This window comes from Aeromonas sp. S41-2, assembly GCF_027705845.1.
GTDB lineage: Bacteria > Pseudomonadota > Gammaproteobacteria > Enterobacterales > Aeromonadaceae > Aeromonas > Aeromonas hydrophila.
On the sequence record NZ_JAPDCG010000008.1, the window covers coordinates 95,249 to 120,062 of the forward strand.

Below are 24,814 nucleotides of genomic sequence, written 5' to 3' on the forward strand. Positions count from 1 at the left end.
GCTCCTTAACCTGCCTGTCCGCTGCCTGAGCCAATCACCACGCCGCCACAGCCGACGGCGGTACCGGTCACGGCGATGGGCTTGCCGTTGACCAGCACAGAGCCGACGCCGCCCGAGATGCTGCGCGGATGGGGTGGATTGTTGGGTTTGTTGTGAGGGGCCAGCGGATCACCCTGGCGGGCCACCGGCTTGCCATCGAGGAACACATCGGGGCTGGCGGCAATCACGGGGGATGGGTGGAAACCATCGTGGTCGGTGCCGATGTCACCGAGCAATGCAATAGAAGGACACATCTGGATTCTCCGTGGGGCAACCATGGTGCAAGCGCAGCCTGGTGCAGAGACAGTTGGAACGGCGGCCCAGCAGCCTCCATGCCATGGCTAAGCCGCCCACAATCACATTAAAAATCAGTCAATTACGATTCAATCTCGCTGCATCCGACCAATCTGCTGCAATCCATTGCGCAAGACAGGGCAAGTTTCCCGGCAAACCTTGCCTTGCCAGTCAAACTCACTACATTTTGCGCAACTTCTTGCTCATAGCAGCACGTTCAGCTACCGGAGGCGCCCTGTTGCAGCTGATAGAGGCGGATATTGAGCGCTTTCAAATCATTTTCCAGGCTTTTGAGCTCGGCAGCCGTGATGGGCTCCTGGGAGGCTTTTCTCGCCTCCAGTTCACCGAGACGCAGACTGAACGGGATGTTCTGCATCAGGTTCTTCTGTACTTCGTAGAGCTGGGATTTGAGGTAGGAGATGGTCACCGTCTTGCGCTGATGCTCCAGCTCCAGCAGCTGATCGAGCAGGGCATCCACCCCGGCGCGGGCATCCAGGTAGGTGGGTACGCTGATGACATCCCCCTGCAGGCCACCAAGCTGCGCCTGCCACTGCTTGTCCAGCGCCTTGACCGCCAGCGAGTCGGGATAGAGCATCTGCAGTGAGTTGCGCAGCCCCTCGCCGTAGCGATACCAGTAGAGCGGCGACGTCTGCTCGAGTCGGGTCAACTGGTTCTGGTAGCGGGCCACCAGATCACTCTCCATGTTCTGCAGGGTCTGCTCCCCCAGCACGATGCGGGCCTGGCGAATGTCGTCATAGCTGAGGGCTCGGGGCAGCTCGGCGGCCGGCTGCACCAGACGCTGGGCCGCCACGGTTTTCTCCTGCTGATGTTGCTGCCAGCCGAGCCAGCCCATCACCGGCAGGGCACAGCTGAGCAGGCCGCAGCCAAACCAGAACCAGGCCGGACGCTGCCGACGATGCTGCTCAATCTTGAGCACGGTGGGCTTGACCTGCCCCTTCTCGCGCCCCACCAGAATGCTGCCCTGGGGCAGGTGCGGGGTCGATGCCGAAACCGTGCCGCCGTGATCACTCTCCAGGTCGGACTTGAAGAACACCATGGGCGGGATCTGCAGATCCTCCTTGAGGCCCGGCTCGTCGGAGACGATGACGATCTCGGTCTCATCGAACAGGTGGGTATACCCCTCGATGAAGTGCACCAGATTCTCGACCCGGGGAATGCGGCTCAGATCCGCGTTGTGCAGCTTCTCGCTGATGAGCTGCAGCGCCCGCTCGCAGCGATAGATCAGCCGCTTGTCCTCGTGGCTGATCTGGTACTGGCGAATGACGTCGCTGATGCGGGCAATGAACCAGTCGAGCATCTCGATGCGGGCCCGCTCCTGATGGACCGGCGGCCAGAAGCTCTCCCACTGGGTGACGATGAGGTTGGCGAGAAACTCGCACCCTTCGGTAAAACCGCTGAGCCCCTGCAGGCGCGAACGGGCCAGGGTGAAGTAGATTGCGGTCTGCAGATCCACCCCGTGTTTTTCGAAGATAAGGCTGGCGAGCTGATGGATCCGCTGCCAGTCCACTTCGGGGCGCGAAGCGTGGCTGAGCTTGTTGATCTCGGCTCGCAGCGCCTCGTACTCCGGCAACATCCTGGGGTCGCGCCCCACTTTCAGGGCCTGCTGACCTTGTTGATTCTGTGACATATGAACTTCCAACGCAGGAAGGGGGCACAGCGTGCCCCCGACGCGATCAATAGAGGGATTCGGGCAGTCTGAACTGGCTGAACAGGCCGCCGGTGAAGGGGTTTTGCGCGCTGTCGGTGTAGACGCGATAGGTCATGGCCCCCTGATCCACCGGGAAGCGCACATCGAAGGTGGCGTCATTGACCTGGGTCAGCTCCCCCTTGTCCATCAGGCGGAACATGGCCCAGGGGCCGACGAAGCCTTCACTGCGCGGTGAACGCTCGCGGGCGGCCGGCACCAGGGTGATCTTGCTCTCGGCTCCGTCGCGCATGGTGTTGGGCCACACCAACGGGATCTTGGTACGACGGCCATGGGCGTATTCCAGCAGTTGGCCGTCCAGGTTCAGCACACTGCGCCGCTTGTTGGCGGTGAGCTCGATGGGCTCGAGGGCAAACTGCACCTCCAGGTTGCCCTGCTGACTGAAGAAGATCTGGCGGATGCGGGCCGCACGGTCCAGCTGTTTGACCAGCTCGGTTTGGATGGGCGAGCTGAACTCCCCTTCCATCAGGCCGCTCTCCACCATGGGCTTGAGGTTGACCTGATAGAAGCTGTCCAGCGTCCCGTTGGGTGCGAAGAAGCGCTCCATCTCCGAGAGGGGCACATCCTTGTTCGAGCTCGGGTCAAACGGATAACGCCCAGCCAGCTGGCTGTTGAAGGGGGTTAGCACCTTGTCCTGCCACTCCTGATTGAGGGAGGACATGGCCAGGTCGATCACCAGCCGCGAGCTCTGTTCGGAGAGTTGACCCACCCAGCGATCGAGCGGGGCCGGCAGACTGCGGGCATATTGCTGCAGGGCGAACACAGGATCGGCGTACTTGTTGGTCATGCGCAGCTGCACCGCTTTCAAGGCGGACTGGCCCGGTTCGGTGGCGTTGACGATGAGCTCCAGGTAGTGCTGCAGCTCCACCAGCTTCTGGTTGACCTCGGAGATAAGCGGCCCCTGCTCGCCGCGACCGCTGAGCGCCGCGTTGGTGGCCATGAAAGGACGACCGATGCGGGCGCTGATGGCCTGGGCCGGGTCCCCTTCCACGTCGGAGATCTTGCGAATGCGGGTGTTGTCATCCAGCGAAGCCAGCACCCGCTGAAACGGCTGATCGTTGCCGGTGATGGCAGCGAGCACGTCCAGCGCCTGCTCCGGGCTCTCCAGGGTCTGCACGTCCAGATTGGTCAGCAGTTTTTGCCACTGGTTGACGTAATCGGTGACGTAACGGTCGTTGACCTGACGGGTGATCTCCTTGCGATCGGCCTCGCTCAGCTGGCTCAGCTTGCGCTGGCCCAGCACCCAGGCATCCATCGCGGTGAGATCGATGAGCGCCTTGTCTTGTTTCAGGAAGAAGTCGTTGAACCCGGGCCAGGTGAGCAGCCGCGGCACCTGGCCGGCGTTGTCGCTGCGCAGGGCAAACACGGTGTCGAAGGTGGGGCCCACCTCGTCACGCACGTTGAGATCCGGCGGCAATACATCGCCCGCCTTCACCACCAGATTCTGGTAGACCCGCTGATACATGGGCAGCTTGCCGAGCTCGCGCTGGGCACCGTAGACCGGCTCCTTGAACGGCACGAAGGCGGTGATGGCGGCCTGATCCCGCTCGGCCCTGGCGCCATACCAGTTGGTGTGGTCAAGGGCATAGTCCAGGTGCCCCATCAGCTGCTCCTGCACTGCCCCCTGCCCCGGGAAGGCCTTCTGCCAGCGGCTCGCCATGTACTGCGCCACCAGCTCCTTGTTGCGACCGGACGCATCGTCCAGCATCCGCATCACCCGCAGGATGGCGAGCTTCTCCTCGCTGCCGGCAGGCGCCTGGTTGAGATCCACCAGCAATCCCTGCATCTGGGCCGGCAGGAAGCGCAGGCTCAGCAGTTGCAGGTAGGAGCCTTCCACATAAGGACCGATCTCGTCCCCCTGGTAGAGGCCGAGGTCGGCCACCAGCGGCATCCGCTCGCGGTAGTTGCCAAAGGAGAGGGTCGCCTCGCGAATAAGGTTGAGGCGCGGCAGCTGGCTCACCCCGAAGGCGTGGGCATCGGCCACCTCGTTGGTCTCCATGAAGGCCTGGGCCTTGGTCAATACGTTGCGGCCCGCCTCCTCGTTGACCCGGTAGAAGTAGTGCCAGCCACCGATGAGGGCTGCCGAGAAGAGCGACAGGCAGCTGAGACCGATGGCCATGCGGCGCCGGCGATAGAGGGTGTGCAGCCGGTTTTCACCGGCCAGATGGGCCTCCGGGAAGATGATGGAGGAGAAGAGCTGGCGCACGAAATAGGTGTTGGACTCCCCGCGCAGGGCCGAGTGGATGGGCTCTGGCAGGTTGTAGCGGCGGGAGGCCGCCTGGGCAAACGCATCGAACGGTACCCCTTGCTGATAGACGGAGCTGACATAAACCCCGCGTACCAAGAGTGGCTTGCTCTCCTCGATGGCCAGGGTCTCGGCCAGCAGGCTGGTCACGTAATCCTTGAGGCCCGCCAGCTGGCGTACGAACGAGAACAGCGCGTTGCGCTGGGCGGCATCGAGCCGGTTCAGCATCAGCTCGGGCAGATTCTGGTTGAGGTTGTCCACCCACTGATCCCAAAACAGGGCCAGATCCTGCTGCCAGTCGGCGCCCGGCTTGAAGGTCACCCCCAGCACGGCCTCCCGGGCCTCCTTGTCGAGCTGCTGGTAGATAACGTCAAAGCCGCGCAGCAGATCGAGCTTGGTGAAGGTGACATAGAGCGGCAACCGGGTATTCATGGTGGCCGACACCTCCTGCAGGCGCGAGCGCATCAGCTGGGCATAGGCCTTGCGTTCGGCCACGCTGGCGTGGGAAAGCCAGGCCAGATCCACGGTCAGCACCAGGCCGTTGAGGGGCTGGCGACGACGGTGTTCATTGAGCCAGCCAAGCAGATGCAGCCAGAGCCGCTCATGCTTGCGGGCCTGCGGATCCAGTTCGGCTTCGCTCTGGGAGAGCAGCACCCCGGCGGGATCCAGCATCACGGCCTGTTCCCCCAGCCAGCAATCCACCAGCTGATCCTGCGCCACGTCGCGCAGCTCGGTATCGAGTCTCGGGTTGAGCTTGTTGGCCGGGTTGGCGCGGTGAATGAGGCTGCTCTTGCCGCTGCCGGGCAGGCCCAGTACCAGATACCAGGGCATGGCGTAGAGCGCCCCCTTGCCCAGATGGGTATTCAACGCCTGCAGCCAGCGATCGAGGAACAGCGCCTGCCTGTCGATGAGCCCCTTGACCGGATCCTGCTCCAGCACCACCTCGTGCTGACGCTCGGCCTTGAGCTGCTGCATCTTGCGCCACACCCGCCAGGAGACCACGCCCAGCAGCAACCAGAGCCAGAGCAGGGTGAACACCACCCGCCCCCACAGCGGCTCGAACGGCTTGGCGCCGCGCACCTCGAGACGAGGGCCCAGCCACCACACCAGGATGAGAGCCAGCACCCAGAGCACAGCACCGAGCAGGGGCCAGGAGGGTTTCAATTTCGGCAGCTGTTGCCGCAGAAAAGTAAAAATGGTTTTGAACATAAAATGTGATCCAACTCCGACTCAATGACTCATTTCGGCATTCATTTCGACAACGGCGCCGCCAGGCTCTCCAGGCGGTTGACCAGCCCGGGCTCCCAGTGCGACAACCCGAGGCGACCGGCCTCTTGCCACAAGTGTTGATAGTGCTGGCGCGCAAGCGCCTCCATGCCTTCCTGCGCCAACAGCTCCGCCTGCACCAGCAAGGCGTGGAAGCGATCTCTTGGCTCTTTCAACTGCGCAATCCGCTCATCAAGCAGGGCGAGCGCCGCCGCGATCCCCTGCTCGCCGTGGCGCTGGGCGACCTCCTCGGCCAGCCCCGCCTCGCCACTGCCCGCACTGCCCCCCTTGGCCGGTTGCAGCCAGCGGCTGCACTCGGGGGAGAGAAACGGCGAGCCGTCGCTGAAGGCGAGCTCCCGCAGGGCCGGCAGGCGCTGCAGAAAAGTCCCGAGCTCCTCGGCGATCGCCTGGGCCACCGCCCCAAAGCCGAGCTTCTGGGCCACCTCGGCCGAGAGCCTGTGCCCCTCGAACCAGTAAGGGGCCAGGGTCAGGCTCTGTTCGATGCGCTGCCAGAGCCCCTGATCAGGGGCGTTCATGGCGGCGCGGTACTCATCCACCATGTCCGCCGACATGGGCGCCAGCGGGGTTTTATTGCCCGCCCCGCTCATGGGGACCGCCGTGATCCCGGCCCAGACGGCGTGACGGCGCAGTCGATAGCCCACTGTCGCCTCGGGCTGACGCTCGATCAGGAGCTCCGCCATCTTGAGCTGGGTCTGGCGCCAGGCACGATCGTTGGAACTGTCGACGTCGACGCCGGCACTGCCGCCACCGCCGCTTAGGACCATGGCGCCGGCACCGCTGGCGGGCGACGCCACCGATGCCGGGGAGCCCGCAGCCGCCGCGCCGCTGCTCTGGGGCTGCCCGGCGGCATTGGCCTCGGCCTGTGCCACCTGCTGGCGCTGGGCCCGCTTCAGCCCCATCACCAGCGGGTCGAGCAGCTCCCCCTTGTCGGGACACTGCGCCAGCCAGACCCGTTCCAGCTGCTCGGCCTGGGCCAGCAACTGGGCCAGTTCGGCCGCCGAAGCGCTCTCGCAGATGTGCGGCAGGGCCCCTTCGAAGCGCTTGACGATCTGCACCATCAGCCGCTGTTTCTGGCTGGCATTGCCGGGCCAGGCCTGCAGCCAGTAAGCCTGGATCCAGGCCTCCAGCAGACTGATCGCCGCCCCCAGCGGGGTCGCCTTGGCAGGGTGCTGCAGGCAGCGCAGCAACTGGGCCAGCACCCGCATGTCCTTGGTGCGGCTCTCCAGCAACCCGAGGCACGCCTCGGCCACCGCATTGAGATCGACCTGGCTGTGAGCGAGGGAACCCAGCTTGACCAGCTCGGTCTCCACGTAGTCCCAGCGCGGCTCGTCGGCCAGCACGGCGCCTCTTATCTGTTCATCCGGCAGGCTGGTGAGCAGGCGTGCACACCAGGGGTGTTGATAGCTCATCGCCCCTCCTACCAGCGGCACTGCTGACGCAGCGGTGCCAGCGCCTCTTTCAGGCCGCTCAGGTCGACCCGCAAGAGGGCACCGTTGTCGGCCCGCACCTGCAGCTCGCGATGGCCCTGCCAGCGCTTGAGCTCCTCGATGGCGGGCAGGCCACGGCCATATTCCAGCAGCAGACCCTGATCCCGGATAAACCAGCTCTGGGAGCCGGCACTCGGCTGACCATCCAGCGCGACCTGCACTTTCTCGCCGCTCCAGGGGCTGTCCAGCCGCAGCCGGATATGGGTGATGCTGTCGACGCAGCCGATGGCCAGGGTCGCCCCGCGCAGTGCCGGGCGAGTGAGGGTTTCACTGCCACTGCCTGCGTCGCTCTGCAGCAGGAAGGGCGCGCTCGCTGGCGTGCGGGCCTGCTCCTGGGCCCAGATGGCCTGCCAGGCCGCCGACTTGGGGGCGGCCCCTTCGGCGGCACTGGCCGCGCCATTGCCGATGGCGTCGTAGCAGGCGAGCCGCACCAGCGGCGAGGGCTCCTGCCGGCAGGCCTGCCAGCGCGCCATGTCCAGCGGGACCTCGGCCGCACTGGTGGCCAGCAGCAGCGGTAACAAGCCGAGGATGCTCATCAGTTCACCTCCAGTTTCTGGCACTTGTGATCCAGGGTGCGCTTGGGAATGTTGAGGCTCTCGGCCACCAGCATCCGATTGCCCTGGAAGTGGCGCAGCCGGGCCTCGATGACCGAGGCCTCGTACTGCTGCATGGCCCGGCGCAGATCGCGGATGTGGTTGTAGTCGTCCATGGAAGAGGGCAGCAGGGCGCAGACCCGCTCGCGCAGCTCCGGCGGCAGCGCCTCCAGCCCCACCTCCTCCCCGTGACGGGTATGGGCGCAGGCCACCTCCAGCAGGTTGCGCAGCTCGCGCACGTTGCCGGGGAAGTCATAGGTCTGCAGCTGTTTCAAGAACTTGCGTTGCAGCCCCACCAGGGTCTTGCCATCCTGGGCGGCAAACTGGGCCATGAAGTGCTGGCACAGCAGCGGCACGTCGTCCATGTGTTCGCGCAGGGGGGCAATCAGCAGCAGGCACTGACAGAGGCGGTGATAGAGGTCGGCCCGAAACTGCCCTTCCTCCACATGTCGGGTCAGCGGCTGATGGGTAGCGGCGATGAGGCGAAAATCGGAGTGATACTCCTGCTCGGCCCCGAGCGGCCGGTAACTGCGGGTTTCCAGCACCCGCAGCAGCTTGGCCTGCATGGCGGCGGGCATGTCGCCCACCTCGTCCAGAAACAGGGTGCCGCCGTTGGCCTGGGCCACCAGCCCGGTCTTGTTGGCAAGGGCGCCGGAGAAGGCCCCCTTCTGGTAACCGAACAGCTCGCTCTCGATGAGGTTCTCCGGGATGGCGGCGCAGTTGATGGCGACAAAGGGCTTGTTGGCGCGATCGGAGCACTGGTGCACCAGCCGTGCCACCACCTCCTTGCCGCTGCCGGTCTCCCCCTGGATCAGCACGGTCAGCTTGTGCTGGCCGGCCTGGTTGATCTGCTCGCGCAGCCCGCGGATCACCGCCGACTGGCCGACCAGCTGATCGCCGAGCAGCTTCTCGTGCTGGCGCAGCCGTTCCCCCTCCCCCTTCATCTGGCGCAGGGAGTCGCGCAGTACCCCCTGATCCCGCCGACTGCGACCGAGATCGCGAATGAGGGTGAGCTGGTTGCAAAAGACCTGGGAGAGCTGGGCCAGCTCGGGGCCATCGGCCCAGGCCCGCAGCACCTCCCCTTCATCCATCAGGGCCAGCACGGCAAACGGCTTGCCGTTGCCATCCAGCAGCGGATACGCGTGCAGCCCGCACTGCTGGCCAAGGTTGGCCAGCAGTGCGCGAAAACCGGCGTGCTCGATACGGGCACCGCCGTAGAGGGAGTCCCAGGTGCGGGACTGGGCCTTGTGCAGCACATAGGCAAGCGGGTGGGAAAAATCGTCCACCGCCAGCCCCAGCGCCACTTCCTTCCCCCTGACCCAGCCTTGGCACTCCAGCTGGCGGCCACTCACATCCAGCATGCCGAGCAGCAGCCCCCTGGGCTGGAAGCTGGCATGGACGGTCGAGCTCCACCAGTGGCACAGGTGCGGCTCATCGCGCTGGGCGGTGAGGGCCAGGGCAAATGCGAGGGCTTGCTCCATACTCAAGCCCCCACCTCGGCCACAAACTGGTGATCGGCCACGGAAAAGTGGACGCGCTTGATGGGTTCACCGGCCGAGAGGCGCTGCAGCAGCTGCAGGGAGACCGGCGGCAGCAGGGCACCGTCGATGACGGACTCGAGCATGCGGGCACCGTTCTCGCTGCGATTGGCCCGCAGCAGGATCTCCTCCGCCACCTCGTCGTCCAGCACCACCTCGGCGCCGAAGCGCTCCTTGAGCAGCTTGACCAGCCGGTTGAGTTTGCCGCCCACGATCTGCACTAGCGTGTCGTGGCCAAGCGGCAGATAGGGGATCACCTCCATGCGCGCCAGCAGCGCCGGCTTGAAGAAGGCGGCGAGCTCCGGATAGAGGGCATCCAGCAGCACGTCGGGCTGCTCGGCATGATCGACGATGGTCTGGAAACCGAGGTTGGAAGTGAGGAAGAAAACCACGTTCTTGCAGTCGATGATGCGCCCTTCCCCGTCCGCCAGCTCGCCCTTGTCGAACGCCTGATAGAAGAGATTGAGCACGTCCGGGTGGGCCTTCTCCACCTCGTCCAGCAGCACCACGGAGTAAGGCTTCTGCCGAATGGCCTCGGTCAACACGCCCCCCTCACCGAAGCCGACGTAGCCGGGCGGCGAGCCGATCAGGCGCGAGACGGTGTGCTTTTCCTGATACTCGGACATGTTGATGGTGGTCAGATACTGGCGACCACCGAACATCAGCTCGGCAATCTGCAGCACGGTTTCGGTCTTGCCGACCCCGCTCGGCCCCACCAGCAGGAAGGCACCGAGCGGGCGGCCGGGACGACGCAAATCGGCGCGGGCGGTGAGCAGATGCTTGTGCAGGTGAGCCACCGCCACATCCTGCCCCTTGATGAGCTCGCCGAGGTACTCCGGCAGACGGGTCACCACATCCAGCTCCCCCTGGGAGATGCGATTGAGGGGCACCCCGGTCCACTCGGCGATGACGGCGGCGATCTGGGTCTTGTCGACATGAGCGGAGACCAGCACTTCTCCTTGCTGCAGCTCGGCCAGCTCACGCTCGAGGCTGGCCAGCTGCTCGGCAGCAGCTTGCGGATCGAGCGGCGCATCGGCCAGATCCAGCGCCTCTCTAGCCAGCAGCTCATCCTGCTGATCGGCCAGCAGGGCTGCGCGCAGCTCGACAATCTGGTGTACCAGCCCCTGCTGCTGCTGCCACCGGGCCTCCTGCTCGGCCAGTTCTTCACGGCAAGCCTGCTGGGCCGCCTGCAACTCGGCCAGGCGCTCTGCGTTGTCACCGAGACCTATCAGGCTCTGGCGCTCCAGCTGGCGGATCTCCAGCTCGCGCTGGCGCAGCGCGTTTTGCAGGTGGCTGACCGCGCGCGGCGGCGTGGTGAGGTTGATGGCCACCCGGGCACAGGCGGTATCGAGCACGTCGATTGCCTTGTCCGGCAACTGACGACCTGAGATGTAGCGGGCGGAGAGCTGGGCGGCGGCCTGCAGCGCCTCCTCGTCGATCAGCACCCCGTGGGCCTTCTCGTAGATGCTGCGCAGGCCGCGCAGGATCACGGTGGCCTCGTCGGCATCGGGCTCACCGACTTTCACCAGCTGGAAGCGGCGCGACAGGGCCGCGTCTTTTTCCACGTATTTCTTGTATTCGCCCCAGGTGGTGGCGGCGATGGTGCGCAACTCGCCCCGGGCCAGTGCCGGCTTGATGAGGTTGGAAACATCCAGCCCGCCGGCCTGGTTGCCGGCCCCGATCAGGGTGTGCGCCTCGTCGATGAACAGGATGACCGGCTGCACGGCGTCCTTGACCTCCTGCATCACCCCCTTGAAGCGCTTCTCGAACTCCCCCTTGACCGAGGCGCCGGCCTGCATGGCGCCGAGATCCAGGGTCATCAGCTCGACCCCGCGCAGCTTCTCGGGCACCTGACCCGCCACCATGCGCAGGGCCAGCCCCTCGATGAGGGCGCTCTTGCCGACCCCGGCCTCCCCCACCACGATGGGGTTGTTCTTGCGACGACGGGAGAGGATGTCGATCATCAGGTCGATTTCGTGATCCCGGCAGAGCACGGGATCCAGGCTGCCCTGGCGGGCCTGCTCGGTCACGTTGACGGTAAAGCGGGCCAGCAGGCTGGCATCGGCCGGCAGGGCTGCCTGGGCCGTCTTGCCGCCGGGGGCGGTGGTCACTTGCGTCTCGGCAGACTCCTTGACCCACTCGTCGAACTGCTGGCGCAGCAGCTCGCGATTGACCTTGGCGAGCAGGCGGGTCACCGAGCCCGGCAGGTAACGCTGAGGGGTCATCAGCAGCACCAGCAGCATGACGCCGCTGCGCAGCTGGGCATGTTGCAGCTCGGCGGAGGCGAGCAACCAGCTGTCTTGCAGCCACTCCACCAACATGGGCGAGAAGGAGGGGTAACCCTGGCCATAGCTGCTGTCGGCAGCGGACGGTTGCAGCAGGGTCTTGAGCTCTTCCACCTCCACCTCGGCCACCTTCAGGATCTGGCGCACATCGCTCAGCGGGGTCTCCAGCATCTTGAGCAGCAAATGCTCGATGCGGATCTCGGCTCCCTGATGATTAACGCAGAGGGCCGCAGCCTCTTCCAGCATGTGACGGCAGATGGGGTTGAGTCTTTCCACCAGTACCGGTAGCTCTATACGAATCAAGGCGTGCTCTCCTTAAGTATTTATTTTAATAATTCGCCCAGTTGACGCAGCACGTCCTGGGTCTGGTTATTGAGTTGGTGGTGATAGAGGCCAAAGATCAGCGCCAGGATCAGTGCGCCGCCCATGAACAGGCTGCGCAGGGATACCTGCTTGCGCAGCTGATAGCGGGAGGCCTGCTGACCCAGATCGAGGTGAAACACGCTGGGCGCCTCGCCGCCGGCCTCGGGGGCCAACTGCTTGTGCAGCTGGCGCACGATGCGCTCGAACTCCCCTTGTCCCTTGCTCATCACCTTGTAACGCCCTTCGAAACCGAGGCACAGACAGAGGTAGATGAACTCCAGAATGTCGCGATAACGCACCGGGTCTTCCTGCAGGCGGGCCAGCAGCACGAACACCTTCTCGCCGCCCCAGGTCTCGTTGTGAAAGCGGGTCAGCAGGGAGTGCTCGGACCATTCGCTTTGACTGCCCCAGTCGCGGCCCATCACGGCCTCATCGATGAAGGTGCAGAGGATGTAGCGAAACGACAGCACCACCCCGTTCTCGTAGCCCTGGGCCATCAGCTCCTGTTCGATGGCCTGGATCTCGGTCACCACCCGCTGGTAGAGCTCGGGCACCCGATCGTAACGCGACAGCAGGCGTACCCGCTGCACCAACCCCAGCAAGGGGGTCACCGCATCGATCATCGGGTTGATGCTCTGGCCACGCAGGCGGAACCAGTAGTCCGAATCCATGTCCAGCTGCTCGGCATGATCGAACAGCAGGTCGCTGAGTTGCTCGTTCTTGATAATGTCCGTGGTCATCTCTGCTTATTCCTTGGTGCTATCACTGGCTGCGAATGGCCCAGAGCTGCATGTCGAGCTCGGGGAAGTCGCCGGCGATGTGGAAGGCAAGGGTGTTGCCCACCGCCAGCATCTGCCAGGCCGGGCTCTGCCGGTCGAGCTGGAAGTAGCTGTAACCGGCGTGATAGGGCAGCTGGCGCGGCGCCACCGGCAGCGGCAGCAGCGGAATGCCGGGCAGTTGCAGGCTGATGAGCTCGCGGATCTTGTCGCTGGAGGCCACCTTGGTCTGCTGCAGCAACTGCTTGCGCAGCTGCTCCTGCGGCATGCGGGCACGCACCGCCAGCACGAAGTCGGCGCTGGTCATCAGCTCGCTCTCGTTGACCATGGCCACCATGATGCCGTACTGGTGCTTGCGCAGCTGGATGGAGACGGCACGCGGCGACAGCACGGTACTGAGTGCCTGACGCAGGGCCAGCATCACCGGCTCGAAGCTCACCTGCTGGTCGTCGTGACGATAGGCGGGGAACTCGGGCGGCAGGCGGGACTCGTCGGTAAAGGTCATCAGCTCGCCGCACAGCTGCACCAGCGCTTCATGCAGCCGCTCGGGGTGCAGGGTGCCAAGGCGCGCCAGATGGGAGAGCTGGGGCTGGGCGCGGTTGAGTAGCTGCAGCATCATGAACTCGGCCACATCGGCAACCCCCTGCTGACCCGGCGCCGCGATGCGCTGGGAGAGGCTGCGAGCCCGCTCGGCCACAAGGCCAGCCGACTCGCCGAGGAAGCGCTTGAGAGTCGGGATGGCGGATACGCTGATGCTGCAGGGCATGAAGTTGGGATCAAGCACCAGACCGCCGTCCGGACGTTTGTCCAGAATGCGGGCAATAGCCAGGGACGCATAGGCACTGCGATCCTCCCGCTCCAGCATCAGGCGCAGGCTGACCCGCCCCACTTCGAGGGAGACCACGTCCCCCCCTTCGCTGTGCAAGTCGCGCACATCGTGGCGATGGGCCTGCAACCGGGTGGCCACCTGGCCGCCCTGATTGACCTCGTTAACACCGCTCACCGAGAGCGGCAGCGCCAGATAGACCTTCTGGTTGGCCACCGAGGCGTCGGTGACTTCCAGCGGGGTCGGCAGCACATCGTCATTGGGGATGTTGAACACGGTACCGTCCGGCAGGATGCCGGTGGCCCCCACCAGCGCGATGCGGCCAAAGCCGAGATAATCCTCATTGATGGCGAGCGACTGCAAGCCATAGAAGTAGTCGCTGAGTGCGCTCAGGCGAGCGTGCAGCGCGTAATCCGAATGTCTCTGTTGTTGCTGGAAGTGCTGGGGCTTGATAAAGAGCCCTTCACGCCAGATAACCCGATTTCGACTCGACATGGTTATTCTTCTTCTTTTTGTAGTTCCACTTCATCCAGGCGCAGGTGCACCAGGATTTGATAGGCCATTCCCTTGCTCTTGATCTTGATGACCTTGCGCCACTCGGCGCTGTCCGGGTCGGCGTAACGTGCAATCACGCCGATGTAACGGGTCTTCTCGTCGAGCTTGACGGGGGGCAGGTATTTGAACTGGCCGGGTAGCAGGGTGTACTCCTGATGATCGAGGTAGTTCTTGCCAAGGGCCTTCTCCACATCCGCCGTCACCTGGTCGTAGTCAGTGGCGAGCAGCTTGGAATCTTCCGCCAGCAGCACCACCTGAAACTCGATAGGTGCTGCCTCCCCGCTCTCGTTGGGGTTGACGTCAGGCTCGGCGACCAGACTCAGCCCCAGGGTAGAGGGCTGATCATTGTTGCTCCCCACCTGGATATCGGGGTTCATGGCCACGTCAGCCATCTTGCCCATGGTGGTACAACCGGCGAGGGTCAGCAGAGCCGCCCCCAGCATCAGCGCACGTATCATCAAATCAGTCCCTGTTGCTGACGCACGGCCTGGTCATACGCTTGGGCGTAAACCTGATGGAACAGCTTGTCGAACCCCTGCTGGCGGGCAGAGGTGAGCTCGCGGTAGTAGTGCTGATACATGTTCCAGGCCCACCCTTCATCAGCCATGCCCGGCGCGCCGCTGCGGCGGTATTGCTCGAACCGGCCGAGCAGGGCTTCCGGCGAGAAGGCCTGCAGGATGCTGTCAAGCGCCGCACTGATGGCCTGCTGGTTTGCTACGTGGTGAATGCGCACGTTTTGCAGGCTCTCGGCCACCGCAGCCGGTGCGCTCAGGTGCACCGGGCTCTTCTGCTCGGCAAACAGCACAGCCAGGGTCTCGTCATAACCAAGGCCAAGGCGCAGCGGGTTATCCTCAATCGGGCGCAGGTGTTTGTCCGCCAGCGCGGCCTGTTCGTTTTGCAGTTGCAGCAGCCCCTCCACCATGGCTCGCACCGTCTTGCCCATCTCTTCGAGCATGTCGTGGGCCTGCTGGGTGTCCTGCAGTTGCAAGGGTTGACCCAGGCCGCGCATCAGCGGGGTCAGGGCCACGTGATCGACGCCGTCCAGCGACAGCTGATAATCGGGATGGTTCTCGATGGCGGGCATATCCAGAAATTCTTGGTTCATGGTGTTCTCGACAGCAGAAAAAGGGGCAAGAGGGGGGACGTCCACATCCGGTTGTGAACGCAGTGAGGCCTGCAGGCGACCGTCCGCCAGCGAGCCATCCATCAACGGATTGGGCGCCCTGCGCTCCTGCTGCAATGCCAGCAAGGGATCGGCCGCCAGGGTGCGCGGATCGTCAGCCGGTACGACCGGCTCATCGCTGGTCAGCCACTCGTCGAGCTGCTCGGTGGGGCGATTGCCCAGCACCTGTTGCAGGCTCTGCTCGGGGGTGATGGCCCCCAGATAGGCGCGCAACCGGAACGGGCCGACCACGAGCTCGTCCCCCTGCTCCAGATGCACCTTGCGGGCCCGCCCGATGGGCGAGGTGGCACCGTTGATATAGGTCTGGCCGCTCAGATCGCACAGGCAGAAGCGACCGTCGTTGAGCTCGATGCGGGCGTGGGCGGGCATAACGGCCCCCAGCCTGTCGCGCAGTTGCCAGTCATCCTGCTCGGAGGCCCCCAGGGTCCCCCCCATCTCGTCAAAGCGGTACTGCACCTGCTGGCTGCCGTCGAGCTGTTCGCTGTTGAGCACCACCAGGGAAAGTTGCTGGTTAAAATCGTCCACAGTTACTCCTGCACTGATTCCTGTAGTTAAATTTTCTGCGCTGCTGATTTCAGCACTCATTCCTGCACGCAGATGGTCACGAACGGGTCACTCGGCGGCTGGCCGAGAAAGGTACTCCACCCCAGACGGGCACTCTGCTCTTCCCCCAACCTCAGCCCCCTCGCCTGCTCCTGACCGAACCCCAGGCGCAGATCCCAGGCAAGCTGATCGCGCAGGATGAAGGAGACGAAGGTCACCAGGGCGTGAAAGTGCTCCCCGTTCGGCAGAAACCCGAGAAACTGGCCAAAGCTCAGGTTGTTGATCTTCAACAAGAACTTGCCGGCACAGTCGTTCACCTTGTCACCGATGACAAAATCACTCCCCAGGGTGGCGCAGGCGCCGCCGAGGCGATTTTGCTGATCCTGATGAATAGGCACCTTGCGCCACTGCCAGGCGCTCACCTGCACATCGGCCAGATCGAAGCAGTGGGCCACCAGACCGGCCACCACCTCGGGGGAGCGGCTGGGGCTGGCCAGCATGCCTGCATAGGAGAGCATCTTGGCCCGGTTGACCGGCAGGCTCTGGCAGACCGCCTCGTTGCCGAGCCCCACCAAGGCAAACATCAGACGGGAGAAACCATCCTCGCCGTTGTCCTGAAACCGCACGTGGTAGCGATACTTGCGCCAGATCCGGTGCAGCAGGGTCAGCAGACGGTGGTGGAAGAAGTCCAGAAACAGGCCGAGCTTCTGCTCCCCCTGGGCATACTCCCACGCCAGGGAATCGAGGTAATAACCAGGCATCGGCGACTGGCTGCCGTGCAGGCCGAGGAAGGCCACCTCCAGCTCGTGACGCCCCTGCCCGTCCCGGCCAATCTGCAGCACGTCGCTGGTGGGGAACCCCAAGGAGGCGGTCGCCTTGAAGCGGATGTTCTCGTCCCCCGGCAGGTAGTCGAGCCCCCGCTCCTGATCGGCACCATCCAGCCGATTGAGCAGCTCAACCAGCTGGAAGAAGTTGAAGCGGGGTGCCTCTCGAGCGGCGTTTACATCAGGGAGTGCTGACCGATCTGGACTGGCCATTGGTAGCGCTCCTTGTTGTCGAGATTGACCACCTCAAGCAGGTGGAAGGCGTTGACGCTGGCATAGAGCGAGAAGAAGTGGGCCAGCACGGTACTGAACAGATAAAGCTCCCCTTCGCTGCCAAAGGCGGACTGGCGGATAGAGAGCACCGACTTGAGCCCCCGCACCGGCATGCCGCGCACCAGCCGATCCACCGGCTTGGTCTCGATCTCCTCGATCCCCGCCAGCCGCTTGCGCGAGGCCTGCTCGGCCTGCTTGTCGTGCAGCGCCGGAAAATCGTAGGTGCGCAGCACCTGCACCAGGGCATCGCGCCGCAGCAGGGAGACATAGTTGAGCGACAGGTTGGAAATCAGCGTCCAGTGCAGACTGCCGTCCAGCGCCGGGCGCAGCGGCCGGGTCGGCCGGATCAGGTTGCGGAAGGTGGCAAACGAGGGCGAGCTGCCGGTCGGCACACAGATGCTGCCCACCTTGAGACGGGCGGCGCGAGAGCGGTTGGTACAGGTGAGCGTCACCGAGATGGATTCATCCAGTTCGACCGTGGTGGTTTCATCCCCGCGCACGAACGAGAGGCTGTGCTCGAAACCATCCCCGCTCACCGCCTCCTTGACCCGCACCCGGTAGTAGAGCGCCAGCCGCTGTTTGGCCCGCTCGATCTGGTGCTGGAAGCTCTCGAACGGCTGATAGATGCGCGGCGTGCCGCGCGAGCGGCCGAGGTTCCCCTCGACCCAGCCCTCCACCTGATCCACCGAGAAGATCTCGAAGCTGTCGGCATGACGATAACTTGCCTTGAGGGGATACTCCGCCTGACGGCCATTGAGGTTGACCGGCTCGCTGTCGTGCTGGAACAGGTTGATGGCCGGCACGCAGTTGAGCATGAAGGAGTCGGGACGGATCTTGAGCTCCGCCGGCAATGGCCGGTCGAAGCAGAAGTGCACCTTGAATTCGCTCACCGGCAACGGCTGTTTGGGCCACTCGCCACCGGAGAGCTCGAAGAAGAGGAAGCTTTCCGGGAAGCAGAAGTACTCCTGCAGGATCCGGTAGCCGGAATAGACGTTGTTCGGATAGGGCAAGAGCGCGTCATCGCGCTCGAAGCCGACCGACTTGAGGGCCTTGGCCTCCTGGCGAAAGCGCTTGCCGTCTATCTCCAGCTCGATATGGGAGAGCTGGTTTGAGAGCCAGAAGTAGAGCTCATAGGCGGTGTAGCTGTCACCACCGAGGAAGAAGCGCAGCTTGTCCAGCTGCAGCTCGCTGAGCGGCAGAGGAGCATGCAGGGCGATGTCCAGCGAGATGGTGGAGAGATCGTTGCCGCTCTGGGCGGCGATATGACGGATATCGGCCGGATAGACCCAGGTATCGTGACAGGTCTGGAAATGACAGGTCACCTCGTCCAGGGGCAGACTGTCGAGCTGGCAGCCTTGCCTGACCAGCGCCGGCTGGGCGATGGCGCCCGGAATGACCGAAAACTGCATGATGGTCATGCTGGGCACGGGACGCAGGTAGTTGGGCCAGAGCATGTTGAGCAGACCGTGGGTCAGCTCGGGAAACTCATCCTCAATCTTGGCGCGCAGGTTGCCCGTGAGGAAGGCGAACCCCTCCAGCAGGCGCTCCACGTCCGGATCGGTATTCTGCTCCGACAGAAAGCGGGTGAGCTCGGGATAGGCATCGGCAAATTCGCGCCCTTGCAGGCGCAAAAATGCCAGTTCATCCCTGAAGTAATGTTCCAGCGACATTGATCAGACCATGCGGTAGTGACGGTGACTGTCCATATGGACGTTGAACGAGGTAACTTGCTCGATATGCTCCAGCCGCACGTGGGCCGTCACCTGAAACGACATCTCAAGCGGACTCGCCTGATAGTCGGGTGAACGTACATCCACATGCACGATCCGCGGTTCATAACGACGGATGCATTGCCGGATCGCCTCCCGGATCCGCCCCTTGATATCCGCACTGCCCTGAGTGGCGTCATTGAGATCAATGACCCCCAGATCGGGTGCACTGCGGCAATTGCCGGGGCGGGTGTTGAGAACCTGCTCGAGCTGCCGTTTGACAGATGCGATCAGTTCTTCAGACTCCGAGCGGGGAGAGGAGCCAAGCCCCTCCCCCCGGATGCGATCAAACAGGCTGGCCGCATTTCCTCTATCCCAGGAAGAGAGATGCGGCATCGGGCCTTATTCCTTGTCCAGACGACCTACCAGAGAGAGCTCGAAGCTCGCCCCCATGTACTTGAAGTGCGGACGCACCGCCATGGCGACCTGATACCAGCCCGGCTCCCCTTCCACATCCAGCACCTTGATCTGCGCAGCGCGCAGCGGACGGCGGCTGCGGACCTCTGCCGGCGGGTTTTCCTGGTCGGCCACGAACTGCCGGATCCAGCTGTTCAGCTCACGCTCCAGATCCTGACGCTCCTTCCAGGAGCCGATCTGCTCGCGCTGCAGCACTTTGATGTAGTGCGCCAGGCGGTTGATGATGAACATGTAGGGCAGCTGGGTACCCAGCTTGTAGTTGGTCTCAGCCTCCCGGCCTTCCTTGGTGTTCGGGAACACCTTGGGTTTTTGTACCGAGTTGGCGGAGAAGAAGGCGGCATTGTCGCTGTCCTTGCGCATGGTCAGGGTGATGAAGCCCTCTTCCGACAGCTCGTACTCGCGACGGTCGGTGATCAGCACCTCGGTCGGGATCTTCGCCTGCAGCTGACCCATGGCCTCATAGACGTGCACCGGCAGGTCGTGGATGGCGCCACCGCTCTGCGGGCCTATGATGTTCGGGCACCAGCGATACTTGGCGAAGCTGTCGGTCAGGGAAGTGCCCATCAGGTAGGCGGTGTTGCCCCACAGGTAGTGATCGTGGTCCGAGCTGATGTCTTCCTGATAGTTGAAGCCCTTGATGGGGTTTTCGGTCGGGTCGTAGGGCAGACGCGCCAGGAAGCGCGGTGCGGTCAGTCCCAGATAACGGGCATCCTCTGATTCACGCAAGGCGCGCCACTTGGTGTAGGCCGGCCCTTCGAATACCGATTTCAGATCCTTGATGGAGGACAGATCGGTAAAGCTGTCGACACCGAAGAAGGATGGCGCCACAGAGGAGATGAAAGGCGCATGGGCCATGGCCCCCACCGCACTGACGTATTGCATCAGCTTGATGTCGGGTGCGCTGTGGGTGAAGGCGTAATCACCGATCACAGCCCCCACCGGCTGGCCACCAAACTGACCATAACCGCTGGAATAGACATGCTTGTAGAGGCCGGACTGGGTGATTTCGGGCGAGAACTCGAAATCTTCCAGCAGCTCTTCCTTGGTGGCATGCAGCACCTGGATCTTGATGTTCTCGCGAAAATCGGTGCGATCCACCAAGAGCTTCAGGGAGCGCCAGGAGGATTCCATCTCCTGCAGCTCCTTGGCGTGCAGGATGACGTCCATCTGCTTGCTGAGCTTCTTGTCGAGCTCGACAATCATGCTGTCCACCAGCGCCTTGTTGACCGGATCGCTGGTGGTGCCGCTGTCCAGAATGTTGGCGATCAGGGCTGCAACGCCCTGCTTGGCGACGCTGTAGCCCTCATCCACCGGGGTAATGCGGGCCTGCGCCATGATTTCGTCCAGCAAGGACGAGGAGGCAGCACTCGCCCCCGCTTGAACCTGTTCTTCGACCAAAGACATGTTTGTTCCCTTCTCGTTCAGTCAATCCAACCCGGCGATCACTCGGCAGGCTTAATCAAATCCAGCTCTTTGAGCAGCTGCTCACGAGCGTCATCACTGGACAGCAGATCCTGCAAACGATTGCGGAAGGCAGGAATATTCCCCAGCGGCCCCTTCAGGGCAACCAGCGCTTCGCGCAGCTCCAGCAGCTTGCGCAGCTCAGGTATTTGCTGGGCCACGCGGTCAGGGGTGAAGTCTTCCAGAGACTGGATATTGATCGAAACCGGCAACGCATCCTGGCTGTTCTCTTCCAGACGATTGGGAACGGAAAACTTCAGTTCCAGTGCGGATTCTTTCATGACGGACGAAAAATTATTCTTGTCGATGGAGACGGTATGACGCTCCTCGATCGGGGTGTCTTCGGTACGGCCCTTCATATTGCCGACTACCATCATGGTCAACGGAAGTTCAACTTCTCCCTGCTGCCCACCGGTCGCCGGTACATATTTGATATTGATACGTTCTTTGGGCGCAACGGTAGCGCCATCGATATTTTTTCCCATGCTCTAAATACCAAGTTATGGATCTACAGAGACCCAAAAGCTTATAGCCGATGGATTAACCAACAACTGTCAAAAATGACAGTTGACGATATGGGTGGATATCGCAAGGAAAGTCCACAGGCCAACAGGTATGCTTTTGATATGAATAGAGCAAAGCTCTAATAATCAAAAACATAATATTCACGTTTGTATTTATACAACCCGATGTGCCTCTACTCTTTGTTAGAGGTCATATTGGCTTAAGGCGCCATTTGCGGCAGATGGTATATTCACAGGCAATAACCCGTCAATAAGACATTAATAAAACAAGCAAAACAAAAACAAAAAACACAACAAAAACATAGGGTTACCTAAATACACAAATCTAAACAAACATTTGTGGCATATTACCCACATCAAATATCAGAAAATAATTTCACTTTTCAACAATTAAAAAAGTTATTTTTCATCATTAACGACTCAATACGTCACTTACTGTCGAAAATATAATGCCATCCATGCGTCAAACTATGCCGCGACAGCACACAATAGGATTCCATTACATGAAAGGACATGATAAGCAGCTTTCATCAGCTAGCCAGAACTCATTGAAAAACCAAGAAAACAATGCATTGCCATCGTAATGAGATCATTGAAAAGATGAGTTCCTAGATTGAAAGGCAATTCCTCTACTTAACCAGGCAACAATTCCAGCTGATTCTTTTGTTGTAAATACCAATGCTGCGCCAATTTTTGTCCAACACTTTTCTCTTTTTCCGTCATGCCTTTTTCCAGTTCATCACGGGCGTTGACAGACGCTTGATTACCATCTGTTGCCGCCAACAAATACCATGCATAAGCATGCACTCTATTGCGTGGTGCTCCCAGCCCCTGTTCACGCATGATCCCCATGCGATATTGGGCGATTCTGTGCTGGGCATTGGCAGCCAATCGATACTGTTTGAGCGCCTGCACATAATCTTCCTTGCCGCCCAATCCCAACCGAAGCATCTCGCCATAGGCATAACGGGCATCGACGTCACCCTGTGCTGCAGCCAGTGCAAAATTCTGACGAGCGGTCACAAGGTCCCCCCGTTCTTGCTGCCATTGCGCCAATGCAAGCTGAGCCTGGCTCAATCCCCCTTCTGCGGCACGCGTCAACCAATGCTCTCGCGCCGCAGCATCGCTCTGTTGCAGGCTCAACTGATATTCGGCTTCATGAGAACCATTGCCAGCAGCCAGCTCCAGCCAATAACGACCCAAGGCAAGACCCTGAACGACCTTTTCTCCTGCCAGATAAGCCTGCCCCAGCCACAGTTGAGCTGGCGCAGACCCTGCATTGGCAGCCCGCTGATAGAAACTGAACGCCTCCTCAGGTGCAGCTTTGCGTGCCAGGATCAGCAAGGCATCCGGTTGCTGCTGGGCAGCAGCCTTCTCAAACCAGCGCTGCGCCACATCGCTGCGTTTGCTTACCCCCTGCCCCTGCTCGTAGCGCAATCCCAACTGATATTGCGCGTCGCGATTGCCTTGTTCGGCGGCTTTCTCCAGCCATTTGACGGCTTCCTCATCGGATCCCGCCTGACCTGCATACCATTGTCCAAGTATCAACTGGGCACTCGCATGATCGCGCTTGGCCGCCTGCTCGAACCAGTCGAGACACTCATTGGCCAGCTTGCCCTTGTGCTGTTGCCGACACTCCATCCCCAGCCGATAACTGGCATCCGGATTCCCCAACTTGGCCGAGCGCTGCCACCAACCACTGGCCTGCTTGGGGCTCTTGGGCTCCCCCAGACCAGCCTGATACCAGTTCCCCACCTGCAGTGCAGCTTTGCCCCGCATGTCAGCATCTGCCGCCAGGGGGCCCGCCTGCTCGGCCGCCTGTTTCATCCAGCGCATCGCCTCGGGATAATCCGGCTTGGCCGCCAAACGATTGGCCAGCTCATATTGCGCCTTGCCCTGGCCCTGCTGAGCGGCTTGAAAGAGGTCGGATTCAGTCTGAGGTGTCGTAGTGGAACAAGCGGCTAGCCAATGGCTCGCCAGTACCAAACATAATGTGCGGTATGTCATCGTTTGTATCTGCAAATAATGAAGATGGAAGGGTGGCTGTGTACATAATGCTTGCTTACAACCAGATAGACTTTCTATTGCTTATCAACTTTTAAACAGACCTTATTCTGGACATTCCCATGGTGCCCAATAATCTTATTGCTCGTTCACATGGTCCAGCTTGACCATAGCCAAACCCAGCTTGCGCCCCTCGTTTAACAGTTTATCGAGAACATCCGTTCGACAAATAAATCCTGTATATTGATCTGCATCTATATCCCAAAGCACGACTTCATATCCTCGCGCTTGCAGCCATAAGTCATAAAGCACCAACATGTGCCAAACCGATGTATCCTCACCCGGTTCGGAGCAAATAAAATGTTCCTTGATACCGTGAATATCCGCCAATGCGTTACCCTGCAACTCAACTTCCTCGACGTCTCGCCAGTCAATATTAAGACACACCCAATGTTCATCAGAGTTGAATTCAACAAGTGTTGACACAATGCCGCCCTGTAGCTCATCGGTATGGGTATTCATCAGCGCGTTCAATCTGCCGGCTCTGATCTCTTCAGGCAGAGGGGATAGTAAAATTGATAGAAGCCATTTCTTTCTTCGTCTTTCGACATAGACCATGGGAATCAACAGGGGTGACAAGATAATGACAGAGAGGAGCAGAAATAGTTTTTTTATCGCCTTCACCTTTCTTTCTCGATTTTTTCATACAGAGCCAAAGGGGCCAAGCAATACCACGGCAGCACCAAAACGGTGCTCGGTTCGCGATGTATCGATCACGCAGACAATGCATGATCGATACACTGCGGACTACTCCTGCACCCAGAACAACATGTCATCCTTGTTGACATGGGTTTGGGAAGGTAAGCGCTGCCCTTTGCGAAGCTGCCACTGCTCATCGGTCAGGTTGCAGCGCCAGTTGCCATCCTGCTCCACCACGGAACCCGGCATGGCAATAGGATGTTGGGCTACTCGCAATGCCTGCCATTTCTCTGCAATACCATTGGCTCTGGCATAATCCACCAGATCCTTGGGGTAATAGCGCATGTCCCGATAGCTGCTGTCATCCAGCTCATAAAGCAGGGTGACCAGCGCCGCTTCAAAAGCCCAATAGCCAAAGTAGATGGCATGCTTTGCCTTGTGCCTGTCGTGCCAATAGCACTCTTTACACCCCTTGTACCATCCTTTGAGATATTGCTTGATGCTTGCCTGACGCTCAACCTTGGTGGGATTAACACCATCTCCCTTGATGGCATCAAATAGCGGACGATACACCTCTGGAATATAGGATTCTGGGCCTCGAGGGAAGCCAGGATAACCCAAGCGGGCCAACAGTACGCTCCACAGCGGGTCGTCGTCCCCTTCCGGATTCTTACTGATATAACGCACCAACTCGGGCAACATCTCATCCTGGCCATAGAGGATGCTTAATGCGAACATCCAGAGCAGATATTGATAGGCATCTTGCTCCCAGTAATAAAACTGTTCATCTGGAAACTCTTTTTTATGGCGCAGCAGTTCTTTTGTTACTATCGAGAGGCATGCATTGATCTCTTCGTGGGATACGCCACCAGAATAAAGAAGAATTGCATGTTCCAAGTTGTCCATGAACATACTTTCGCTGGCCATGGAGCGGGTAGGACGTCGATGTGGATCACTCCAGCGTTCATGTAAGGGATCGTTTATTTTAGCCCACCAACTTTGGTCAAAATATGATGACTCTTTATAATCCTCTATCTGCTCTAAAAAAAACGGCTCAGATAATAGTGGATCTCGACGCTGCTCAATAAACGAACTCATTCACT

19 protein-coding genes are annotated in these 24,814 nt (G+C 61.2%); all 19 read right to left on the reverse strand.

Annotated features, from left to right (window positions below):
* Positions 1 to 5: 5 nt before the first annotated feature.
* Positions 6 to 293: a type VI secretion system PAAR protein gene (locus OKC44_RS17435; RefSeq protein ID WP_270814329.1), complete on the reverse strand. Its 288-nt coding sequence runs from the start codon at positions 291 to 293 to the stop codon at positions 6 to 8.
* Positions 294 to 550: 257 nt separating this feature from the next.
* Positions 551 to 1,981, reverse strand: a complete 1,431-nt coding sequence (locus OKC44_RS17440; RefSeq protein ID WP_270814331.1) for a VasL domain-containing protein — start codon at positions 1,979 to 1,981, stop codon at positions 551 to 553.
* Between the two features lie 46 nt (positions 1,982 to 2,027).
* Complete coding sequence (tssM, locus tag OKC44_RS17445; protein ID WP_270814332.1) at positions 2,028 to 5,513, reverse strand: type VI secretion system membrane subunit TssM; 3,486 nt, start codon at positions 5,511 to 5,513, stop codon at positions 2,028 to 2,030.
* Positions 5,514 to 5,554: 41 nt separating this feature from the next.
* Entirely contained in the window at positions 5,555 to 7,000 is a 1,446-nt protein-coding gene (gene tssA, locus OKC44_RS17450) for a type VI secretion system protein TssA (protein WP_270814334.1), read from the reverse strand.
* A gap of 8 nt (positions 7,001 to 7,008) precedes the next feature.
* Positions 7,009 to 7,614, reverse strand: coding sequence for a type VI secretion system-associated protein VasI (gene vasI, locus OKC44_RS17455; protein ID WP_270814336.1), 606 nt, complete (start codon positions 7,612 to 7,614; stop codon positions 7,009 to 7,011).
* Complete coding sequence (gene vasH, locus OKC44_RS17460) at positions 7,614 to 9,152, reverse strand: sigma-54-dependent transcriptional regulator VasH (protein ID WP_223952080.1); 1,539 nt, start codon at positions 9,150 to 9,152, stop codon at positions 7,614 to 7,616. The genes vasI and vasH overlap by 1 nt, the downstream gene beginning before the upstream one ends.
* A gap of 2 nt (positions 9,153 to 9,154) precedes the next feature.
* A complete protein-coding gene (gene tssH, locus OKC44_RS17465) occupies positions 9,155 to 11,797 on the reverse strand; it encodes a type VI secretion system ATPase TssH (protein WP_270814341.1) in 2,643 nt (880 codons plus the stop codon).
* Positions 11,798 to 11,817: 20 nt separating this feature from the next.
* Entirely contained in the window at positions 11,818 to 12,597 is a 780-nt protein-coding gene (gene icmH / locus OKC44_RS17470) for a type IVB secretion system protein IcmH/DotU (RefSeq protein ID WP_010634228.1), read from the reverse strand.
* Positions 12,598 to 12,619: 22 nt separating this feature from the next.
* On the reverse strand, positions 12,620 to 13,954 hold the full coding sequence (tssK, locus tag OKC44_RS17475; RefSeq protein ID WP_029301183.1) for a type VI secretion system baseplate subunit TssK: 1,335 nt from the start codon (positions 13,952 to 13,954) through the stop codon (positions 12,620 to 12,622).
* A 2-nt stretch (positions 13,955 to 13,956) separates the two neighbouring features.
* Positions 13,957 to 14,472 (reverse strand): type VI secretion system lipoprotein TssJ, encoded by a 516-nt coding sequence (gene tssJ / locus OKC44_RS17480; RefSeq protein ID WP_041210858.1) that lies wholly within the window; start codon positions 14,470 to 14,472, stop codon positions 13,957 to 13,959.
* Complete coding sequence (gene tagH, locus OKC44_RS17485) at positions 14,472 to 15,722, reverse strand: type VI secretion system-associated FHA domain protein TagH (protein WP_270814345.1); 1,251 nt, start codon at positions 15,720 to 15,722, stop codon at positions 14,472 to 14,474. The genes tssJ and tagH overlap by 1 nt, the downstream gene beginning before the upstream one ends.
* Positions 15,723 to 15,778: 56 nt before the next feature.
* The gene (gene tssG, locus OKC44_RS17490; RefSeq protein WP_029303268.1) at positions 15,779 to 16,777 is read right to left on the reverse strand and encodes a type VI secretion system baseplate subunit TssG; all 999 of its coding nucleotides are present in this window, start codon (positions 16,775 to 16,777) and stop codon (positions 15,779 to 15,781) included.
* Positions 16,741 to 18,507 carry a type VI secretion system baseplate subunit TssF gene (gene tssF, locus OKC44_RS17495; RefSeq protein ID WP_270814346.1) on the reverse strand — a complete coding sequence of 589 codons (1,767 nt, stop codon included), beginning with the start codon at positions 18,505 to 18,507 and terminating at the stop codon, positions 16,741 to 16,743. Before tssF ends, tssG begins: the two co-directional genes overlap by 37 nt.
* A 3-nt stretch (positions 18,508 to 18,510) precedes the next feature.
* Positions 18,511 to 18,942 (reverse strand): type VI secretion system baseplate subunit TssE, encoded by a 432-nt coding sequence (gene tssE, locus OKC44_RS17500; RefSeq protein WP_011705714.1) that lies wholly within the window; start codon positions 18,940 to 18,942, stop codon positions 18,511 to 18,513.
* Between the two features lie 6 nt (positions 18,943 to 18,948).
* Positions 18,949 to 20,427, reverse strand: coding sequence for a type VI secretion system contractile sheath large subunit (gene tssC, locus OKC44_RS17505; RefSeq protein ID WP_043163044.1), 1,479 nt, complete (start codon positions 20,425 to 20,427; stop codon positions 18,949 to 18,951).
* 38 nt (positions 20,428 to 20,465) lie between these two features.
* The gene (gene tssB, locus OKC44_RS17510) at positions 20,466 to 20,969 is read right to left on the reverse strand and encodes a type VI secretion system contractile sheath small subunit (protein WP_219311009.1); all 504 of its coding nucleotides are present in this window, start codon (positions 20,967 to 20,969) and stop codon (positions 20,466 to 20,468) included.
* Between the two features lie 672 nt (positions 20,970 to 21,641).
* Entirely contained in the window at positions 21,642 to 23,015 is a 1,374-nt protein-coding gene (locus tag OKC44_RS17515; protein ID WP_270814352.1) for a tetratricopeptide repeat protein, read from the reverse strand.
* Positions 23,016 to 23,150: 135 nt separating this feature from the next.
* Entirely contained in the window at positions 23,151 to 23,534 is a 384-nt protein-coding gene (locus OKC44_RS17520; protein ID WP_270814354.1) for a DUF6630 family protein, read from the reverse strand.
* Between the two features lie 285 nt (positions 23,535 to 23,819).
* The gene (locus OKC44_RS17525; protein WP_118881414.1) at positions 23,820 to 24,809 is read right to left on the reverse strand and encodes a type VI secretion system immunity protein; all 990 of its coding nucleotides are present in this window, start codon (positions 24,807 to 24,809) and stop codon (positions 23,820 to 23,822) included.
* Between the last annotated feature and the right edge of the window lie 5 nt (positions 24,810 to 24,814).

What these genes read in the sequence shown, in the direction of transcription:
- tssE (WP_011705714.1), bottom strand. Translation starts at nt 18,942, where the DNA reads ATGCCGCATCTCTCTTCCTGGGATAGAGGAAATGCGGCCAGCCTGTTT.
- OKC44_RS17520 (WP_270814354.1), bottom strand. Translation starts at nt 23,534, where the DNA reads ATGAATACCCATACCGATGAGCTACAGGGCGGCATTGTGTCAACACTT.
- OKC44_RS17440 (WP_270814331.1), bottom strand. Translation starts at nt 1,981, where the DNA reads ATGTCACAGAATCAACAAGGTCAGCAGGCCCTGAAAGTGGGGCGCGAC.
- tssJ (WP_041210858.1), bottom strand. Translation starts at nt 14,472, where the DNA reads ATGATACGTGCGCTGATGCTGGGGGCGGCTCTGCTGACCCTCGCCGGT.
- OKC44_RS17515 (WP_270814352.1), bottom strand. Translation starts at nt 23,015, where the DNA reads ATGACATACCGCACATTATGTTTGGTACTGGCGAGCCATTGGCTAGCC.
- tssC (WP_043163044.1), bottom strand. Translation starts at nt 20,427, where the DNA reads ATGTCTTTGGTCGAAGAACAGGTTCAAGCGGGGGCGAGTGCTGCCTCC.
- vasI (WP_270814336.1), bottom strand. Translation starts at nt 7,614, where the DNA reads ATGAGCATCCTCGGCTTGTTACCGCTGCTGCTGGCCACCAGTGCGGCC.
- tssA (WP_270814334.1), bottom strand. Translation starts at nt 7,000, where the DNA reads ATGAGCTATCAACACCCCTGGTGTGCACGCCTGCTCACCAGCCTGCCG.
- tssK (WP_029301183.1), bottom strand. Translation starts at nt 13,954, where the DNA reads ATGTCGAGTCGAAATCGGGTTATCTGGCGTGAAGGGCTCTTTATCAAG.
- tssG (WP_029303268.1), bottom strand. Translation starts at nt 16,777, where the DNA reads ATGGCCAGTCCAGATCGGTCAGCACTCCCTGATGTAAACGCCGCTCGA.
- tssB (WP_219311009.1), bottom strand. Translation starts at nt 20,969, where the DNA reads ATGGGAAAAAATATCGATGGCGCTACCGTTGCGCCCAAAGAACGTATC.
- tssM (WP_270814332.1), bottom strand. Translation starts at nt 5,513, where the DNA reads ATGTTCAAAACCATTTTTACTTTTCTGCGGCAACAGCTGCCGAAATTG.
- OKC44_RS17435 (WP_270814329.1), bottom strand. Translation starts at nt 293, where the DNA reads ATGTGTCCTTCTATTGCATTGCTCGGTGACATCGGCACCGACCACGAT.
- vasH (WP_223952080.1), bottom strand. Translation starts at nt 9,152, where the DNA reads ATGGAGCAAGCCCTCGCATTTGCCCTGGCCCTCACCGCCCAGCGCGAT.
- icmH (WP_010634228.1), bottom strand. Translation starts at nt 12,597, where the DNA reads ATGACCACGGACATTATCAAGAACGAGCAACTCAGCGACCTGCTGTTC.
- OKC44_RS17525 (WP_118881414.1), bottom strand. Translation starts at nt 24,809, where the DNA reads ATGAGTTCGTTTATTGAGCAGCGTCGAGATCCACTATTATCTGAGCCG.
- tssF (WP_270814346.1), bottom strand. Translation starts at nt 18,507, where the DNA reads ATGTCGCTGGAACATTACTTCAGGGATGAACTGGCATTTTTGCGCCTG.